Below are 14,922 nucleotides of genomic sequence, written 5' to 3'. Positions count from 1 at the left end.
TATCTGTCATGGCCACTGCCGAAACGACTTCTGCTCCAACTAACAAAGCGCCTGAAAACGCCCCGGACACCAGCAACCCGCGCAAACGCAAAATCATGCTGACGGTGCTGGCGATTCTGGTGATCCTCGCCGGTGTCGGCGTCTGGGCCTATCACGAGCTCTACGGTCGCTGGAACGAAAGCACCGACGACGCCTACGTGAACGGCAACGTGGTGGAAATCACCCCGCTGGTCACCGGTACCGTGGTGAGCATCGGTGCCGATGATGGCGATCTGGTCCACGAAGGCCAGGTGCTGGTCAACTTTGACCCGAACGATGCTGAAGTCGGTCTGCAAAGTGCCCAGGCCAACCTGGCTCGCACCGTGCGTCAGGTTCGCGGCTTGTACAGCAATGTCGACGGCATGAAAGCCCAGGTCAACGCCCAGCAGGCTAACGTGCAAAAAGCCCAGGACAACTTCAATCGCCGGAAAAACCTCGCCGCTGGCGGCGCGATTTCCCAGGAAGAACTGTCCCACGCTCGCGACGACCTGACCTCGGCGCAAAACGCCCTGGCCAATGCCCAGCAGCAGCTCAAGACCACCAGCGCGCTGGTCGATGACACCGTCGTGTCGTCGCACCCGGATGTGATGTCCGCCGCCGCGCAAGTGCGTCAGGCTTACCTGAATAATTCCCGCAGTACCTTGATCGCGCCGGTCACCGGTTATGTGGCCAAACGCTCGGTGCAACTGGGCCAACGGGTTCAGCCGGGTACGGCGCTGATGGCGGTGATTCCACTGGATCAACTGTGGATCGACGCCAACTTCAAGGAAACCCAACTGCGTGACATGCGCATCGGCCAACCGGTGGACATCGAAGCCGACCTGTACGGCAGCGATGTGAAGTTCAGCGGCACCATCGACAGCCTCGGCGCCGGGACCGGCAGCGCGTTCGCCTTGTTGCCAGCGCAGAACGCCACCGGTAACTGGATCAAGATCGTCCAACGCGTACCGGTGCGGATTCACGTCAACGCCGAAGAGCTGGCTAAACACCCGTTGCGCGTTGGTCTGTCGACTCAGGTCGATGTGAACCTGCACGACCAGAGCGGTCCGGTACTGGCGCAACAGCCGCCACAAAAGGCTTCGTTCAGCACCAACGTGTATGACCGTCAGTTGACCGAAGCCGACGCGATGATCACCCAGTTGATCCATGACAACAGCGCTGCGGTCAGCAAGACCGCGCAACGCTGATTCGCCAATCCCTCAGCGGCGCCGGTTAAACGGCGCCGCGCACGCCAAGTTACATAGGATTCGCGATGAGCAATAACGCGTCTTTCACGCCGCCCAGCCTGCTGCTCAGCACCATTGGCCTGTCGCTGGCGACCTTCATGCAAGTGCTCGACACCACCATTGCCAACGTGGCCTTGCCGACGATTTCCGGCAACCTGGGCGTGAGTTCGGAGCAGGGCACTTGGGTCATCACATCGTTTGCGGTCAGTAACGCCATTGCGTTGCCACTGACTGGCTGGCTGAGCCGGCGTTTCGGTGAGGTGAAGCTGTTTCTCTGGGCCACGATTCTGTTTGTACTGGCCTCGTTTCTTTGCGGTATCTCGACGTCGATGCCGGAATTGATCGGTTTCCGCGTACTTCAAGGCTTGGTGGCCGGGCCGTTGTACCCGATGACGCAGACGCTGTTGATTGCGGTGTATCCCCCAGCGAGGCGCGGCATGGCCCTGGCGTTGCTGGCGATGGTCACGGTGGTGGCGCCGATTGCCGGCCCGATCCTTGGCGGTTGGATTACCGACAGCTATAGCTGGCCGTGGATCTTCTTTATCAACGTGCCGATCGGGATCTTCGCGGTGATGGTGGTGCGCTCGCAGCTCAAGGCGCGTCCGGTGGAAACCAGCCGTCAGCCGATGGACTACGTTGGTTTGATCACGTTGATCATAGGGGTCGGCGCGTTGCAGGTGATCCTCGATAAAGGCAACGACCTGGACTGGTTCGAATCGAACTTCATCATCATTGGAGCGGCGATTTCGGTGATTGCCCTGGCGGTGTTTATCATCTGGGAAATGACCGACCAACATCCTGTGGTGAATCTGCGGCTGTTTGCTTACCGCAATTTCCGTATCGGCACCATTGTGTTGGTGTTGGGTTACGCCGGGTTCTTCGGTATCAACCTGATCCTGCCGCAATGGCTGCAAACCCAGATGGGCTACACCGCCACTTGGGCCGGTCTGGCGGTAGCGCCCATCGGGATTCTACCGGTGCTGATGTCGCCGTTTGTCGGCAAGTACGCGAACAAGTTCGACCTGCGACTGTTGGCCGGCCTGGCGTTCCTGGCGATTGGCCTGAGCTGCTTTATGCGCGCCGGGTTTACCAACGAGGTCGACTTCCAGCACATCGCGTTGGTGCAACTGTTCATGGGCATTGGCGTGGCGCTGTTCTTTATGCCGACCTTGAGCATTTTGATGTCGGACTTGCCGCCGAGCCAGATCGCCGATGGCGCGGGCCTGGCGACGTTCTTGCGGACATTGGGCGGTAGCTTCGCGGCGTCGTTGACCACCTGGATCTGGATTCGCCGGGCGGACCAGCATCACGCGTACTTGAGCGAAAGCATCACCTCCTATGACCAACCGACCCGGGATGCCTTGAACACACTGGGCGGGGCGGGTACCCCGGCGTATGCGCAACTCGATCAAGTGCTGACCAGTCAGGCGTACATGCTCTCCACCGTGGATTACTTCACGTTGCTCGGGTGGGGATTCATGGGGTTGATGCTGATCGTGTGGCTGGCCAAACCGCCGTTTGCGGCGAAGGCCGGGCCGGCGGCCTCCGGTCACTAAGCAAACCCTGTGGGAGCGAGCCTGCTCGCGATAGCGGTAGATCAGTTGATAGAGATACTGACTGACATGACGCCATCGCGAGCAAGCCCGCTCCCACAAGGGTTTTGTGTTTTGGCGGTCAGTTTGCGGGTGCTGCCAGTTGTGGCGGCGGGGCGAAGTCGAAGGGTGCCAGCGCAAACCCGTTCTCATCCACCTGCAACGCCCAGCCCTGACGATCCCAATCCCCCAGCACGATGCGTTTGGCCGCTTGCTCGCCAATCTGCAACTTGTGAATCGCCGGGCGATGGGTGTGCCCATGAATCAGGGTTTTCACGGCAAATGCCTGCATGATGCGCGGCACTTCGTCCGGCGTCACATCGACAATGTCGTTAGCCTTCATCCGCGTCTGCGCACGGCTTTCGCTGCGCAGCTTGCGTGCCAGTTTATGCCGGGTGCTCAACGGCAGATGCCGGAGGATGAACAGGGTGATGGGGTTGCGCAGGTAGCGCCGCAGCTTCATATAGCCGACATCGCGGGTGCAGAGGCTGTCGCCGTGCATCAATAGCACCGGCTCGCCGTAAAACTGCACGACACTCGGGTCCTTCAGCAGCGTACAGCCGGCTTCTTTGCAGAACGCCTTGCCGAGCAGGAAGTCACGATTGCCGTGCATCAGAAAAATGGCCGTGCCGCTGTCGCTAAGATTGCGCAGGGCCTGGCAGATGGAGCGCTGGAACGGCGTCATGGCATCGTCGCCAATCCACGCCTCGAAAAAGTCGCCGAGGATGTACAGCGCACTCGCTGTCCGGGCGCGTCCGGCGAGCAAATCCAGAAACGCCCGGGTTATGTCCGGGCGCTCCTCTTCCAGATGCAAGTCTGAAATCAGCAATATCACTCAATGATCTCGGCTTTCTCGATGATCACGTCGTCTGCTGGTACGTCCTGATGGCCGGACTTGGAAGTGGTGCTCACGCCTTTGATCTTGTCGACGACGTCGGTGCCGGCAACAACTTTGGCGAATACCGCGTAGCCCCAGCCCTGAGTGGTCTTGGCGCTGTGGTTCAGGAAGCTGTTGTCAGCCACGTTGATGAAGAACTGGGCGGAAGCCGAATGCGGCTCCATGGTGCGCGCCATGGCCACGGTGTACTTCTCGTTCGGCAGGCCGTTGTCAGCTTCGTTCTGGATGCTTGGGCGCTTGTCTTTCTTTTCTTTCATGCCTGGCTCGAAACCGCCGCCCTGGATCATGAAGTTACCGATCACACGGTGGAAAACGGTGTTTTCGTAGTGGCCGGCCTTGACGTATTCGATGAAGTTGGCAACGGTCAGCGGTGCCTTTTCAGCGTTCAATTCCAGGACGATGTCGCCATGGTTGGTGGTCAGTTTGACTTGGGTCATGATCGGGGACTCTTTATAAAAGAAGCATTTTAATGAATTCGTGGGTTTCGGGGCGTTTGAGCCCTCAACCGGTTTGGCCAGCAACAGCCAAGGTGCGCAGTTTAGCGCGACAGGCGCGAATTTCGAGGCTGTTTTTCAAAACAGGTGGATTAAACACACCTGATTTAGGGCCTGCTCTGTCAGCAGCTTGACAGCATCGGCTATGATAGCGGCTTTGTTTTGTCAGGCCTTTAGTTCCGGCCGCGCACTCGTACGTTCAAGGATCCTATGAGCAAGCCCACTGTCGACCCTACCTCGAATTCCAAGACTGGCCCTGTTGTGCCGGTCAATTTCCTGCGCCCGATCATCCAGGCGGACCTGGACTCGGGTAAGCACACGCAGATCGTCACCCGTTTCCCGCCTGAGCCCAACGGCTACCTGCACATTGGTCACGCCAAGTCGATTTGCGTGAACTTCGGCCTGGCCCAGGAATTTGGCGGCGTCACGCACCTGCGTTTCGACGACACCAACCCGGCCAAGGAAGACCAGGAATACATCGACGCGATCGAAAGCGACATCAAATGGCTGGGCTTTGAATGGTCCGGCGAAGTGCGCTACGCCTCGCAGTATTTCGACCAGTTGCACGACTGGGCCGTCGAGCTGATCAAGGCCGGCAAGGCCTACGTTGATGACCTGAGCCCGGAGCAAGCCAAGGAATACCGTGGCAGCCTGACCGAGCCGGGCAAAAACAGCCCGTTCCGTGACCGTTCCGTGGAAGAAAACCTCGACTGGTTCGCCCGCATGAAGGCCGGCGAATTCCAGGACGGCGCACGTGTACTGCGGGCCAAGATCGACATGGCCTCGCCGAACATGAACCTGCGCGATCCGATCATGTATCGCATCCGTCACGCTCACCATCACCAGACCGGTGACAAGTGGTGCATCTACCCGAACTACGACTTCACACACGGTCAGTCGGACGCCATCGAAGGCATCACTCACTCGATCTGCACCCTGGAGTTCGAAAGCCATCGTCCGCTGTACGAGTGGTTCCTGGACGCTCTGCCAGTGCCGGCGCACCCGCGTCAGTACGAGTTCAGCCGCCTGAACCTGAACTACACGATCACCAGCAAGCGCAAGCTCAAGCAACTGGTCGATGAAAAGCACGTGTTCGGCTGGGACGATCCGCGCATGTCCACGCTGTCGGGTTTCCGCCGCCGTGGCTACACGCCGAAATCGATCCGCAACTTCTGCGACATGGTCGGTACCAACCGTTCTGACGGCGTCGTCGATTTCGGCATGCTCGAGTTCAGCATCCGTCAGGATCTGGACCAGAACGCTCCGCGCGCCATGTGCGTGCTGCGTCCGTTGAAGGTGGTGATTACCAACTACCCGGAAGACCAGGTCGAGAACCTCGAACTGCCGCGTCATCCGCAGAAAGAAGAACTGGGCGTGCGCAAGCTGCCGTTCGCCCGTGAGATCTACATCGACCGTGAAGACTTCATGGAAGAGCCGCCAAAAGGCTACAAGCGCCTGGAACCGAACGGCGAAGTGCGTCTGCGCGGCAGCTACGTGATCCGTGCCGACGAAGCGATCAAGGACGCCGATGGCAACATCGTCGAACTGCGTTGCTCCTACGACCCGGAAACACTGGGCAAGAACCCTGAAGGTCGCAAGGTCAAAGGCGTGGTGCACTGGGTGCCGGCGGCTGCCAGCGTCGAGTGCGAAGTGCGTCTGTACGATCGTCTGTTCCGCTCGGCCAACCCTGAGAAGGCCGAAGACAGCGCCAGTTTCCTGGACAACATCAACCCTGACTCGCTGCAAGTTCTCACTGGTTGTCGTGCTGAGCCTTCGCTGGGCAATGCACAGCCGGAAGACCGTTTCCAGTTCGAGCGCGAAGGCTACTTCTGCGCGGATATCAAGGACTCGAAACCAGGTCATCCGGTCTTCAACCGTACCGTGACCTTGCGTGATTCGTGGGGCCAGTGATTCAAGGAACATAAAGTGCTTACGATCTACAACACGCTCACCAAGAGCAAAGAAGTCTTCAAACCGCTGGATGGCAACAATGTGCGCATGTACGTCTGCGGGATGACCGTGTACGACTACTGCCACATTGGCCATGGCCGCAGCATGGTCGCGTTTGACCTGGTGACCCGCTGGTTGCGGTTCAGCGGCTATAACCTGACCTACGTGCGCAACATCACCGACATCGAAGACAAGATCATCAATCGGGCCAAGGAGAACGGCGAGCCGTTCGACGTGCTGACCGAGCGCATGATCACTGCGATGCACGAGGACGAGGCGCGCCTCAACATCCTCAAACCGGACATGGAACCGCGGGCCACCGACCACATCGCTGGCATGCAGACCATGATCCAGACCCTGATCGACAAGGGTTACGCCTACGCACCGGGCAATGGCGACGTGTACTACCGCGTCGCCAAGTTCATGGGCTACGGCAAGCTGTCGCGCAAAAAGATTGAAGACCTGCGCATCGGTGCGCGGATCGAAGTCGACGAGTCCAAGCAGGATCCGCTGGACTTCGTGCTGTGGAAAGGCGCCAAGCCGGGCGAACCGAGCTGGCCATCGCCGTGGGGCGACGGTCGTCCGGGCTGGCACATCGAGTGCTCGGTGATGGCGAGCCTGCTGCCTCGGCGCAGACTTTCGACATCCACGGCGGCGGCAGCGACCTGCGAGTTCCCGCACCATGAAAACGAAATCGCCCAGAGCGAAGCGGCGACCGGCAAGACCTACGCCAACGCGTGGATGCATTGCGGCATGATTCGCATCAATGGCGAGAAGATGTCCAAGTCCTTGAACAACTTCTTCACCATTCGCGATGTGCTGGAAAAGTACCACCCGGAAGTCGTGCGTTACCTGCTGGTGTCGAGCCACTACCGCAGCGCGATCAACTACTCGGAAGACAACCTCAAGGACGCCAAAGGCGCACTCGAGCGTTTCTACCACGCGTTGAAAGGCCTGCCGAGCGTGGCGCCGGCTGGCGGCGAAGCCTTTGTCGAGCGCTTCACTCAGGTGATGAACGACGACTTCGGCACGCCGGAAGCCTGCGCGGTGTTGTTCGAGATGGTTCGCGAGATCAACCGTCTGCGCGAGAGTGATCTCAATGCAGCGGCGGGCCTGGCGGCACGCTTGAAAGAACTGGCCAGCGTGCTGGGTGTATTGCAGCTCGAAGCCGATGACTTCTTGCAGGCCGGCGCTGAAGGCCGGGTTGATGCGGCGCAAGTGGATGTGCTGATTGCTGCGCGTCTGGCCGCTCGTGCTGGCAAAGACTGGGCCGAATCCGACCGCATCCGCGACCAGCTCACCGCCATGGGCGTGGTGCTGGAAGACGGCAAGGGCGGCACGACCTGGCGTCTGGCTGACTGATTGCTTTATTCGTTACAAACAAAAACCCGCCTTGTGCGGGTTTTTGTTTTTGGGTGTATGTCGACGGTCTTTTGAGGTGGATTAGCTCAAGAGGCCGGTACTAACAGCGACAATCAGGAAAATGCCCAGTACCGCGCGGTAAATCACAAACGGCCAGGTGGAGAACTTTTCCAGGAATTTCATCAGGCCCCAGATGGCGAAAAACGCCGAGACGCTGGCGACTACCAGACCGAAAATCAGATGGGCCCAGGCTTCCGCAGGGAGCTGCGCATGAAACAACACCCACAGTTCTTTCAGGCCGGCCAGAGCGATAGCGGGCAGACCCAACAGGAAGGAGAAACGCGCCGCTTCTTCGCGTTTGAAGTTAAGGAACAGCGCCGCCGTCAGGGTTGAGCCGGAACGGGAAACCCCTGGGATCAGCGCGCCGATCTGAGCAATACCGACAATCAGCGCATCACGCAGACGCATTTCGCCAACGGTGCGCCGGTGACGGCAACTGAGTTCGGCGGCCGCCAGCAAAACGGCCATCACCACGCATGAGATCCCGATCACCATCAGGCCTCTCAACGGGGAGTTACAGGCGTTGAGCGTCGAGGATAAGGCGATGCCAGCAATGCCGATCGGAATGGTCGCCAGCACGATGGCAACGGCTAGCTTGAACCACTGGTTGTTGTAATCACCCTGGCGCACGGCACCTATGCTGCCGGTGACAACCTGCCTCACATCCCGCCAGAAGTAACTGACAACAGCCGCCAGTGCGGCCAGTTGCATGGCGGCGGAAAACGCCGAGCCAGGATCAAGCCAGCCAAGCAGGGCGGGTACGATTCGCATGTGCGCAGTGGAAGAAACGGGCAACAGCTCAGTGATGCCTTGAATGATGCCCAGGATGCCGATTTGCAGGTAATCCAGTGAGGCGAAGCCGATATCAAGGCCGGCGGAACAGATGTTTGTCAAAGCACTTATCCTGTGAGAATAAGAGGGGAGGGAGGTGTTTGGTTCAAGACAAGCAGGTCTAAAAGCTGAAACATTTCGTCACGTTTAGCCGGCGCAGTCAATCACTGATAGGCGCAGGTTGCTTGCGGAACAAAACCGGTCTTGAACGCTCGCCAATTGACCCAGGATTAATACTTCCCTGTGGCGAGGGAGCTTGCTCCCGCTGGGTCGCAAAGCGGCCCCTCTCTTCAGAAAAGAAAGGGACTGCTACGCAGTCCATTAGGAGCAATTGCCCTCGCCACAGGTTTTTTTGCGCTTAACGACAATTCAGCTCAACGTCGCCAGCCGTTCAACCGTTTCCGGAAAACGCTCGACCAGACGAATCAAGGTAGTGGCCTGCGCATTCGGTTGTGCGCGTCCTTGCTCCCAGTTTTCCAGGGTCCGGGTATTTGTACGCAAATACATCGCGAATACCGACCGGGAAAGATTGAGCTGTTGGCGGATCGCTACCACCTCCTCGGCAGTGATTGGCACCAGTTTTGGCAACTTGACCTTGTGGGTTCGCAGCGTGACCTTGCCTTGGCGCTCGTCGGCCAAGGCTTCGAGGCCATCCATCAGTTCGGTAAAAATGTCACGTTTCATAGTGGGATCTCGTGTTGATTTCTCTATCTAGCGCTTGTCTGAAAAGTTTCTTCTGGGAAGGCGATAGGTCGTCTTGCTCGTTTTTGCTGTACACGGTGAACAGCCAGAATTGATCAAAACCTGACCACCAGTAATAAATCACCCGTCATCCGCTGCGCTTGCCTTTGCCTCGTCGCTGGTCGGAGAAGCGGATTTTGCGCAACCCGCCCATACCTTCCACGAGATCGCCCGCTTCAGGGTTTTTCAGCTGCTCCAGTTGAAAACTGCGGAACAGGTCGTCGTCCAGGTAGTCATTCCCGTGCTTTTGAAATACGGGCAATTCGATAAAGAGAGCGTCCATGTTCTGTACGTTACCTGCGTATATCTCTATCACAAGAATCGAATAGGTCAAGGCATCTGTTCTTGCCAATTCGGTCAAGTCGTTACCTTAAAGTCGGAGGCAGGATCGGGATGTAGGACGCGGCTGAATTGGCCGCGAGGGAATTCTTTACATAGGCTGCGATCTTTTGATCTTGAAACCCCAAACGCAAAAACGGCACCCGAAGGTGCCGTTTCTGTTTTCTACCGAGTATCGCTAAACGATCAACCCGCCAGCACTGCCTGCTGAACCAGAGCCAGCAACGGCTGTGGATACAGGCCGAGGAAGAACGCCAGTGCGGCGATGGCCAGCAGCATCACGCCGCCTGCACGTTGTTCCCAGTGCAGTTGCGCATCGTGGCGACGCAGGTTCGGCTCGATCAGGTACAGGGTGACCATCACGCGCAGGTAGTAGAAGACGCCGATGGCGCTGCCCAGTACCAGGGAACCGACCAGCCACCATTGGTGCGACTCGACGCCGGTAGCAATGATGTAGAACTTGCCAATGAAGCCCGCGGTCAGCGGGATACCGGCCAGGGACAGCATCATCACGGTCAGTACGGCGGTCAGGTACGGACGACGCCAGAACAGGCCGCGGTATTCGTACAGTGCGTCGGCGTCACGGCCTTTGTACGGCGAGGACATCAGGGTAATCACGCCGAAGGCGCCGAGGCTGGTGATCACGTAGGTGACCAGGTACACGCCGATGGCTTCCACGGCCAGACCTTTGCTCGCCACCAGGGCGATCAGCAGGTAACCGAAGTGAGCGATGGACGAGTAACCCAGCAGACGCTTGAGGTTGCTTTGGGTCAGTGCCAGCAGGTTACCGAACAGGATCGACGCGATGGCGATGATGGTCAGCACGTCGCTCAGCACACCGCTGCTCGCCGCTGGGGAGATCTGGAACAGACGCACCATCACCGCAAACACGGCGACTTTGGAAGCGGTCGCCAGGAACGCGGCCACCGGTGCCGGAGCACCTTCGTAAACGTCCGGGGTCCAGAGGTGGAACGGTACCAGCGACAGCTTGAACGCCAGGCCGATGAGCATCATGCCCAGGCCCATCTGAGCCAGCGAGCTTGGCAGGCCGGTAGCCGCCAGCGCCTGACCGATACCGACGAAGCTCAGGCTGCCGGAGTCGGCGTAGAGCAGGGCCATACCGAACAACAGGAACGCGGAACCGGCGGCCGACAGCACCATGTACTTGATGCCGGCTTCCAGTGACCGCTTGTTGAAGAAGGCGTAAGCCACCAGGCCGTAGACCGGCACCGACAACAGTTCCAGACCGATGAACAACCCGGCCAGGTGTTGCGCGCTAACCAGAACCAGGCCACCGGCGGCGGCCATCAGGATCAGCAGGTACAGTTCTTCGCGGTTGCCCGGGTAACCCGTGCCGCCATCGCCGAGGTAGGCGTGGGCGAGGGTCACACAAGCGAGGGTGGCGACCAGGATCAGCGCCATGTACAAGCAAGCGAAGCTATCGATTTGCAGCAGTGGGGTCACGGCCAGAGGCGCGACCTTCAAGGCTGGCAGGATCGACAGCAACGCCAGGTTCAGGCCCGCCACGGAAATCAGGAAGGTCTGCGAGTGGTTGCGGCGCCAGGCAATTGCCAACATCACCACGATGATCGTGGCGGTGGTGATCAACAACGGCGCGAGCGCGATAAAGTGTTGAGTCGTGAATTCCATAGCGCTCTTACCGGGCCGAAGCGAGTTGAGTGAAGGCGGTACCGAACCACTGCTGCACGCCATGCATCGTCGCGGCAGAGGTGTCGAGGAACGGTTGCGGGTACACGCCGATGTAAATCAGCAGCGCCGCAAGCCCAACCACCATGATCAGTTCGCGACCATCCATGCCATGCAGTACCGCGTCCGATTTGGACGGGCCGAAGTAGGCGCGGTGGATCATGATCAGCGAGTAGACCGAACCGAACACCAGGCCAGAGGTTGCAATCGCGGTGATCCACGGTGCAGCAGCGAACGTGCCGATCAGGATCAGGAACTCACCGACGAAGTTACCGGTACCCGGCAAGCCCAGCGATGCAGCGGCGAAGAACAGGCTGATGGCCGGCAGGTAAGCGATCTTCGACCACAAGCCACCCATTTCACGCATGTCGCGGGTGTGGGTGCGTTCGTACAACTGACCACTCAGGATAAAGAGTGCCGCGGCCGAAATACCGTGCGCCAGCATCTGCATCACTGCGCCCTGCAGCGCCAGTTGGCTGCCGGAGTAGATGCCGATCAACACGAAGCCCATGTGGGAAACGGAGGAGTAGGCGATCAGACGCTTGATGTCGGTTTGGGCGAAGGCCAGGAACGCACCGTAGAAGATCCCGATCAGACCGAGGGTCATGGCGATCGGCGCAAACTCGGCCGAGGCATTCGGGAACAGCGGCAGGGCGAAACGCAGCAGACCGTAAGCAGCCGTCTTCAACAAGATACCGGCCAGGTCGACCGAACCTGCGGTTGGCGCCTGGGCGTGAGCGTCAGGCAACCAGGAGTGGAACGGTACGACCGGCAGCTTCACCGCGAAGGCGATGAAGAAGCCGAGCATCAGGATGTACTCGGTAGTGAGCGACATCTTGGTTTTCAACAGGTCGGAGTAGTTGAACGTGATTACGCCGGTGCTGTTGAAGTTGACCAGTACTAGACCCAGGATCGCCACCAACATGATCAGGCCGGAAGCCTGAGTGAAGATGAAGAACTTGGTCGCTGCGTAGATCCGGGTTTTCTTGCCGTCCGAAGAACTGTGACCCCAGAGCGCGATGAGGAAGTACATCGGCACCAGCATCATTTCCCAGAAGAAGAAGAACATGAACAGGTCGAGGGCGAGGAACACGCCGACGACACCGCCCAGGATCCACATCAGGTTCAAGTGGAAGAAGCCAACGTGACGCTGGATCTCTTTCCACGAGCAGAGTACCGAGAGGATACCCAGCAGACCGGTCAGCAGGATCATCAACAGCGACAGGCCGTCGAGGGCCAGGTGCACGCTGATGCCGAAGCGCTGGATCCAGATGTGCTTGAACTCAAGCGCCCAGACCGGATCGGCGCCAGGCGCCGGAGCAAATGAATAATTACCGTGGGCCCACAGCCAGAGGCCGAGAGCGAGTTCCAGGGTCATGGTCAACAGCGCAATCCAGCGGGGGAGGGTAGCGCCGAAGCGCTCACCCATCCAGCACAGCAGGCCGCCGATGAAGGGGATCAGGATTAGCCAAGGCAGAATCATGACGGGCTCAATTCCTTTCGCAAGTTCGCAAGGTTCATATTCAGACCGCTACCAGCACGATGGCGCCGATGACCAGCACGGAGCCGGCTGCCATCGATGCCGCGTACCAACGCAGTTGACCGGTTTCGGTACGGCTCAGGGCGGTATGACCACCCTTGGCCATACGCGGGATCAAACCGATGGTTTGATCGAGCGGGTCTTTGCGCAGTGCGTGGCTGATCGCGAGGTATGGCTTGACGAACAGTTTGTCGTAGATCCAGTCGAAGCCCCAGGCAGCGAACCACCAGGCCGAAAGGAAGCGGCCGATGCCGCTGTTGGCGATTGCAGTGACGAAACGACGCTTGCCGAGAAACAGCAGTGCGGCCAGCAGGATACCGGCCAGGGCGATGGCGCCCGAAGCGATTTCCAGACTGTGCTTGGCTTCGCCGCCGGCATGGCCGACGCTCTCTGGCAGTACGCCGTGCAGCGGCGGAACGATCATCGCGCCAACGAAGGTCGACAGAACGATCAGCACCGACAGTGGCAGCCAGTGAGCGATGCCGTGACCGGCGTGGGCTTCGGTCTTCGCTTCACCGTGGAACGCGATGAAGATCAGGCGGAAGGTGTACAGCGAAGTCATGAACGCGCCGACCAGACCTGCATACAGCAGACCGTGGTTGCCGCTGGCAAACGCTTCCCAGAGGATTTCGTCCTTGGAGTAGAAGCCCGCGGTCACCAGTGGCAGGGCAGACAGTGCCGCGCCGCCGACGATGAAGCTGGTGTAGGCCAGTGGCAGTTTCTTCCACAGGCCGCCCATCTTGAAGATGTTCTGCTCGTGGTGGCAGGCAACGATCACCGCACCGGATGCCAGGAACAGCAGCGCCTTGAAGAAGGCGTGGGTCATCAGGTGGAAGATCGCGCCTTCCCATGCACCAACGCCCAGCGCCAGGAACATGTAGCCGATCTGGCTCATGGTCGAGTAGGCGAGGATGCGTTTGATGTCGGTCTGGACCAGTGCAGCAAAACCGGCGAGTACCAGGGTCACGCCGCCGACAATGCCGACCAGGTGCAGGATATCCGGCGCCAGGGCGAACAAGCCGTGAGTACGGGCGATCAGGTAAACGCCTGCGGTCACCATGGTTGCCGCGTGGATCAGTGCCGAAACCGGGGTAGGACCGGCCATCGCATCCGCCAGCCAGGTTTGCAGCGGCAGTTGCGCGGATTTACCGACAGCGCCGCCCAGCAGCATCAGGGTCGCCAGAACGATCCAGAAGTCGCCGACCTTGAAGTGCTCAGGTGCCTTGACCAGCAGTTCCTGGATATTCAGCGTGCCCAACTGTTGGAACAGGATGAACAGCCCGATGGCCATGAATACGTCGCCGATACGGGTGACGATAAAGGCTTTGAGTGCCGCGTTACCGTTGTTGCGGTTGCTGTAGTAGAAACCGATCAACAGGTACGAGCACAGGCCCACGCCTTCCCAGCCGAAGTACAGGAACAACAGGTTATCGCCCAGGATCAGGAACAGCATGCTGGCGATAAACAGGTTGGTGTAGGCGAAGAAGCGCGAGTAACCATCTTCACCGCGCATGTACCACGATGCGAACAGGTGGATCAGGAAGCCGACGCCGACAACCACACCGAGCATGGTCACGGACAGGCCATCCAGGTACAGCGCGAAGTTCGGCGTGAAGCCTTCAACGGCCATCCACTGCCACAACACCTGGGTGTAGTGACCGCCTTCCGGCGGGGCGACGTTGAATTGCCAGATCACGTAAGCCGCGACGATGGCAGACAGGCCAATGGAACCGACGCCAATCAGCGCCGACAGGTTTTCCGAGAAGCGGCCGCGTGAGAACGACAGCAGCAGGAAACCTATAAGAGGGAATACGAAAGTCAGATAGAGAAGATTCATCCGCGCATCTCGCTGGCAGCGTCGATATCGAGAGTGTGGAAGCGGCGATACAGCTGCAACAGAATCGCCAGGCCAATACTGGCCTCGGCGGCTGCCAGGCTGATCACCAGGATGAACATGATCTGTCCATCCGGCTGACCCCAGCGGCTACCGGCAACGATGAATGCCAAAGCGGAGGCATTCATCATGACCTCCAGGCTCATCAGCACGAAGAGAATGTTGCGGCGGACCATCAGGCCGACCAGACCGAGGCAGAACAGGATGCCGGCAACCGCCAGGCCATGTTCCATTGGGATAGCAGGCATG

General features: G+C 59.2%; 12 protein-coding genes and 1 pseudogene. 4 read left to right on the top strand and 9 right to left on the bottom strand.

Features of this window, described 5'->3' with window-relative positions; all coding sequences use genetic code 11:
- The first annotated feature begins 8 nt into the window (after nt 1–8).
- Both RHM58_RS30455 and RHM58_RS30450 read left to right on the top strand, forming a co-directional pair.
- A complete protein-coding gene (locus tag RHM58_RS30455; RefSeq protein ID WP_201204640.1) occupies nt 9–1,226 on the top strand; it encodes an efflux RND transporter periplasmic adaptor subunit in 1,218 nt (405 codons plus the stop codon).
- 65 nt (nt 1,227–1,291) lie between these two features.
- Entirely contained in the window at nt 1,292–2,821 is a 1,530-nt protein-coding gene (locus tag RHM58_RS30450) for a DHA2 family efflux MFS transporter permease subunit (RefSeq protein ID WP_201255509.1), read from the top strand.
- 118 nt (nt 2,822–2,939) lie between these two features.
- Here RHM58_RS30450 and lpxH read toward each other — a convergent pair whose 3' ends face one another.
- Together lpxH and RHM58_RS30440 are read right to left on the bottom strand one after the other, a co-directional pair.
- Entirely contained in the window at nt 2,940–3,692 is a 753-nt protein-coding gene (lpxH, locus tag RHM58_RS30445) for a UDP-2,3-diacylglucosamine diphosphatase (RefSeq protein WP_201255510.1), read from the bottom strand.
- Nucleotides 3,689–4,192, bottom strand: a complete 504-nt coding sequence (locus tag RHM58_RS30440) for a peptidylprolyl isomerase (RefSeq protein WP_201197107.1) — start codon at nt 4,190–4,192, stop codon at nt 3,689–3,691. The genes lpxH and RHM58_RS30440 overlap by 4 nt, the downstream gene beginning before the upstream one ends.
- 267 nt (nt 4,193–4,459) lie before the next feature.
- Between RHM58_RS30440 and RHM58_RS30435 the strand changes: the two genes are divergently transcribed.
- Both RHM58_RS30435 and cysS read left to right on the top strand, forming a co-directional pair.
- Nucleotides 4,460–6,160: a glutamine--tRNA ligase/YqeY domain fusion protein gene (locus RHM58_RS30435; protein WP_322269005.1), complete on the top strand. Its 1,701-nt coding sequence runs from the start codon at nt 4,460–4,462 to the stop codon at nt 6,158–6,160.
- Between the two features lie 15 nt (nt 6,161–6,175).
- Nucleotides 6,176–7,561 carry a cysteine--tRNA ligase gene (gene cysS / locus RHM58_RS30430; protein WP_322269004.1) on the top strand — a complete coding sequence of 462 codons (1,386 nt, stop codon included), beginning with the start codon at nt 6,176–6,178 and terminating at the stop codon, nt 7,559–7,561.
- Nucleotides 7,562–7,642: 81 nt separating this feature from the next.
- On the opposite strand, the gene RHM58_RS30425 is transcribed toward cysS, so the two are convergent.
- From RHM58_RS30425 to nuoK, 7 genes and pseudogenes are all read right to left on the bottom strand, one after another.
- On the bottom strand, nt 7,643–8,515 hold the full coding sequence (locus RHM58_RS30425; protein WP_322269003.1) for an undecaprenyl-diphosphate phosphatase: 873 nt from the start codon (nt 8,513–8,515) through the stop codon (nt 7,643–7,645).
- Nucleotides 8,516–8,821: 306 nt separating this feature from the next.
- Entirely contained in the window at nt 8,822–9,136 is a 315-nt protein-coding gene (locus tag RHM58_RS30420) for a helix-turn-helix domain-containing protein (protein WP_201255512.1), read from the bottom strand.
- A pseudogene (locus RHM58_RS30415) lies at nt 9,126–9,476 on the bottom strand (toxin). The gene RHM58_RS30420 and the pseudogene RHM58_RS30415 overlap by 11 nt, the downstream one beginning before the upstream one ends.
- A gap of 242 nt (nt 9,477–9,718) precedes the next feature.
- Nucleotides 9,719–11,182 (bottom strand): NADH-quinone oxidoreductase subunit NuoN, encoded by a 1,464-nt coding sequence (nuoN, locus tag RHM58_RS30410; protein ID WP_322269002.1) that lies wholly within the window; start codon nt 11,180–11,182, stop codon nt 9,719–9,721.
- 7 nt (nt 11,183–11,189) lie between these two features.
- Nucleotides 11,190–12,722 carry an NADH-quinone oxidoreductase subunit M gene (nuoM, locus tag RHM58_RS30405; protein ID WP_201204600.1) on the bottom strand — a complete coding sequence of 511 codons (1,533 nt, stop codon included), beginning with the start codon at nt 12,720–12,722 and terminating at the stop codon, nt 11,190–11,192.
- Between the two features lie 40 nt (nt 12,723–12,762).
- A complete protein-coding gene (gene nuoL, locus RHM58_RS30400) occupies nt 12,763–14,616 on the bottom strand; it encodes an NADH-quinone oxidoreductase subunit L (RefSeq protein WP_201204598.1) in 1,854 nt (617 codons plus the stop codon).
- A complete protein-coding gene (gene nuoK, locus RHM58_RS30395; RefSeq protein WP_133838688.1) occupies nt 14,613–14,921 on the bottom strand; it encodes an NADH-quinone oxidoreductase subunit NuoK in 309 nt (102 codons plus the stop codon). The genes nuoL and nuoK overlap by 4 nt, the downstream gene beginning before the upstream one ends.
- Nucleotide 14,922 lies beyond the last annotated feature (1 nt).

It is taken from the genome of Pseudomonas sp. 10S4 (genome assembly GCF_034344865.1).
Lineage (GTDB): Bacteria > Pseudomonadota > Gammaproteobacteria > Pseudomonadales > Pseudomonadaceae > Aquipseudomonas.
Note: the sequence above shows the minus strand (reverse complement) of the source record. Positions and strands in the feature narration are given on the sequence as shown.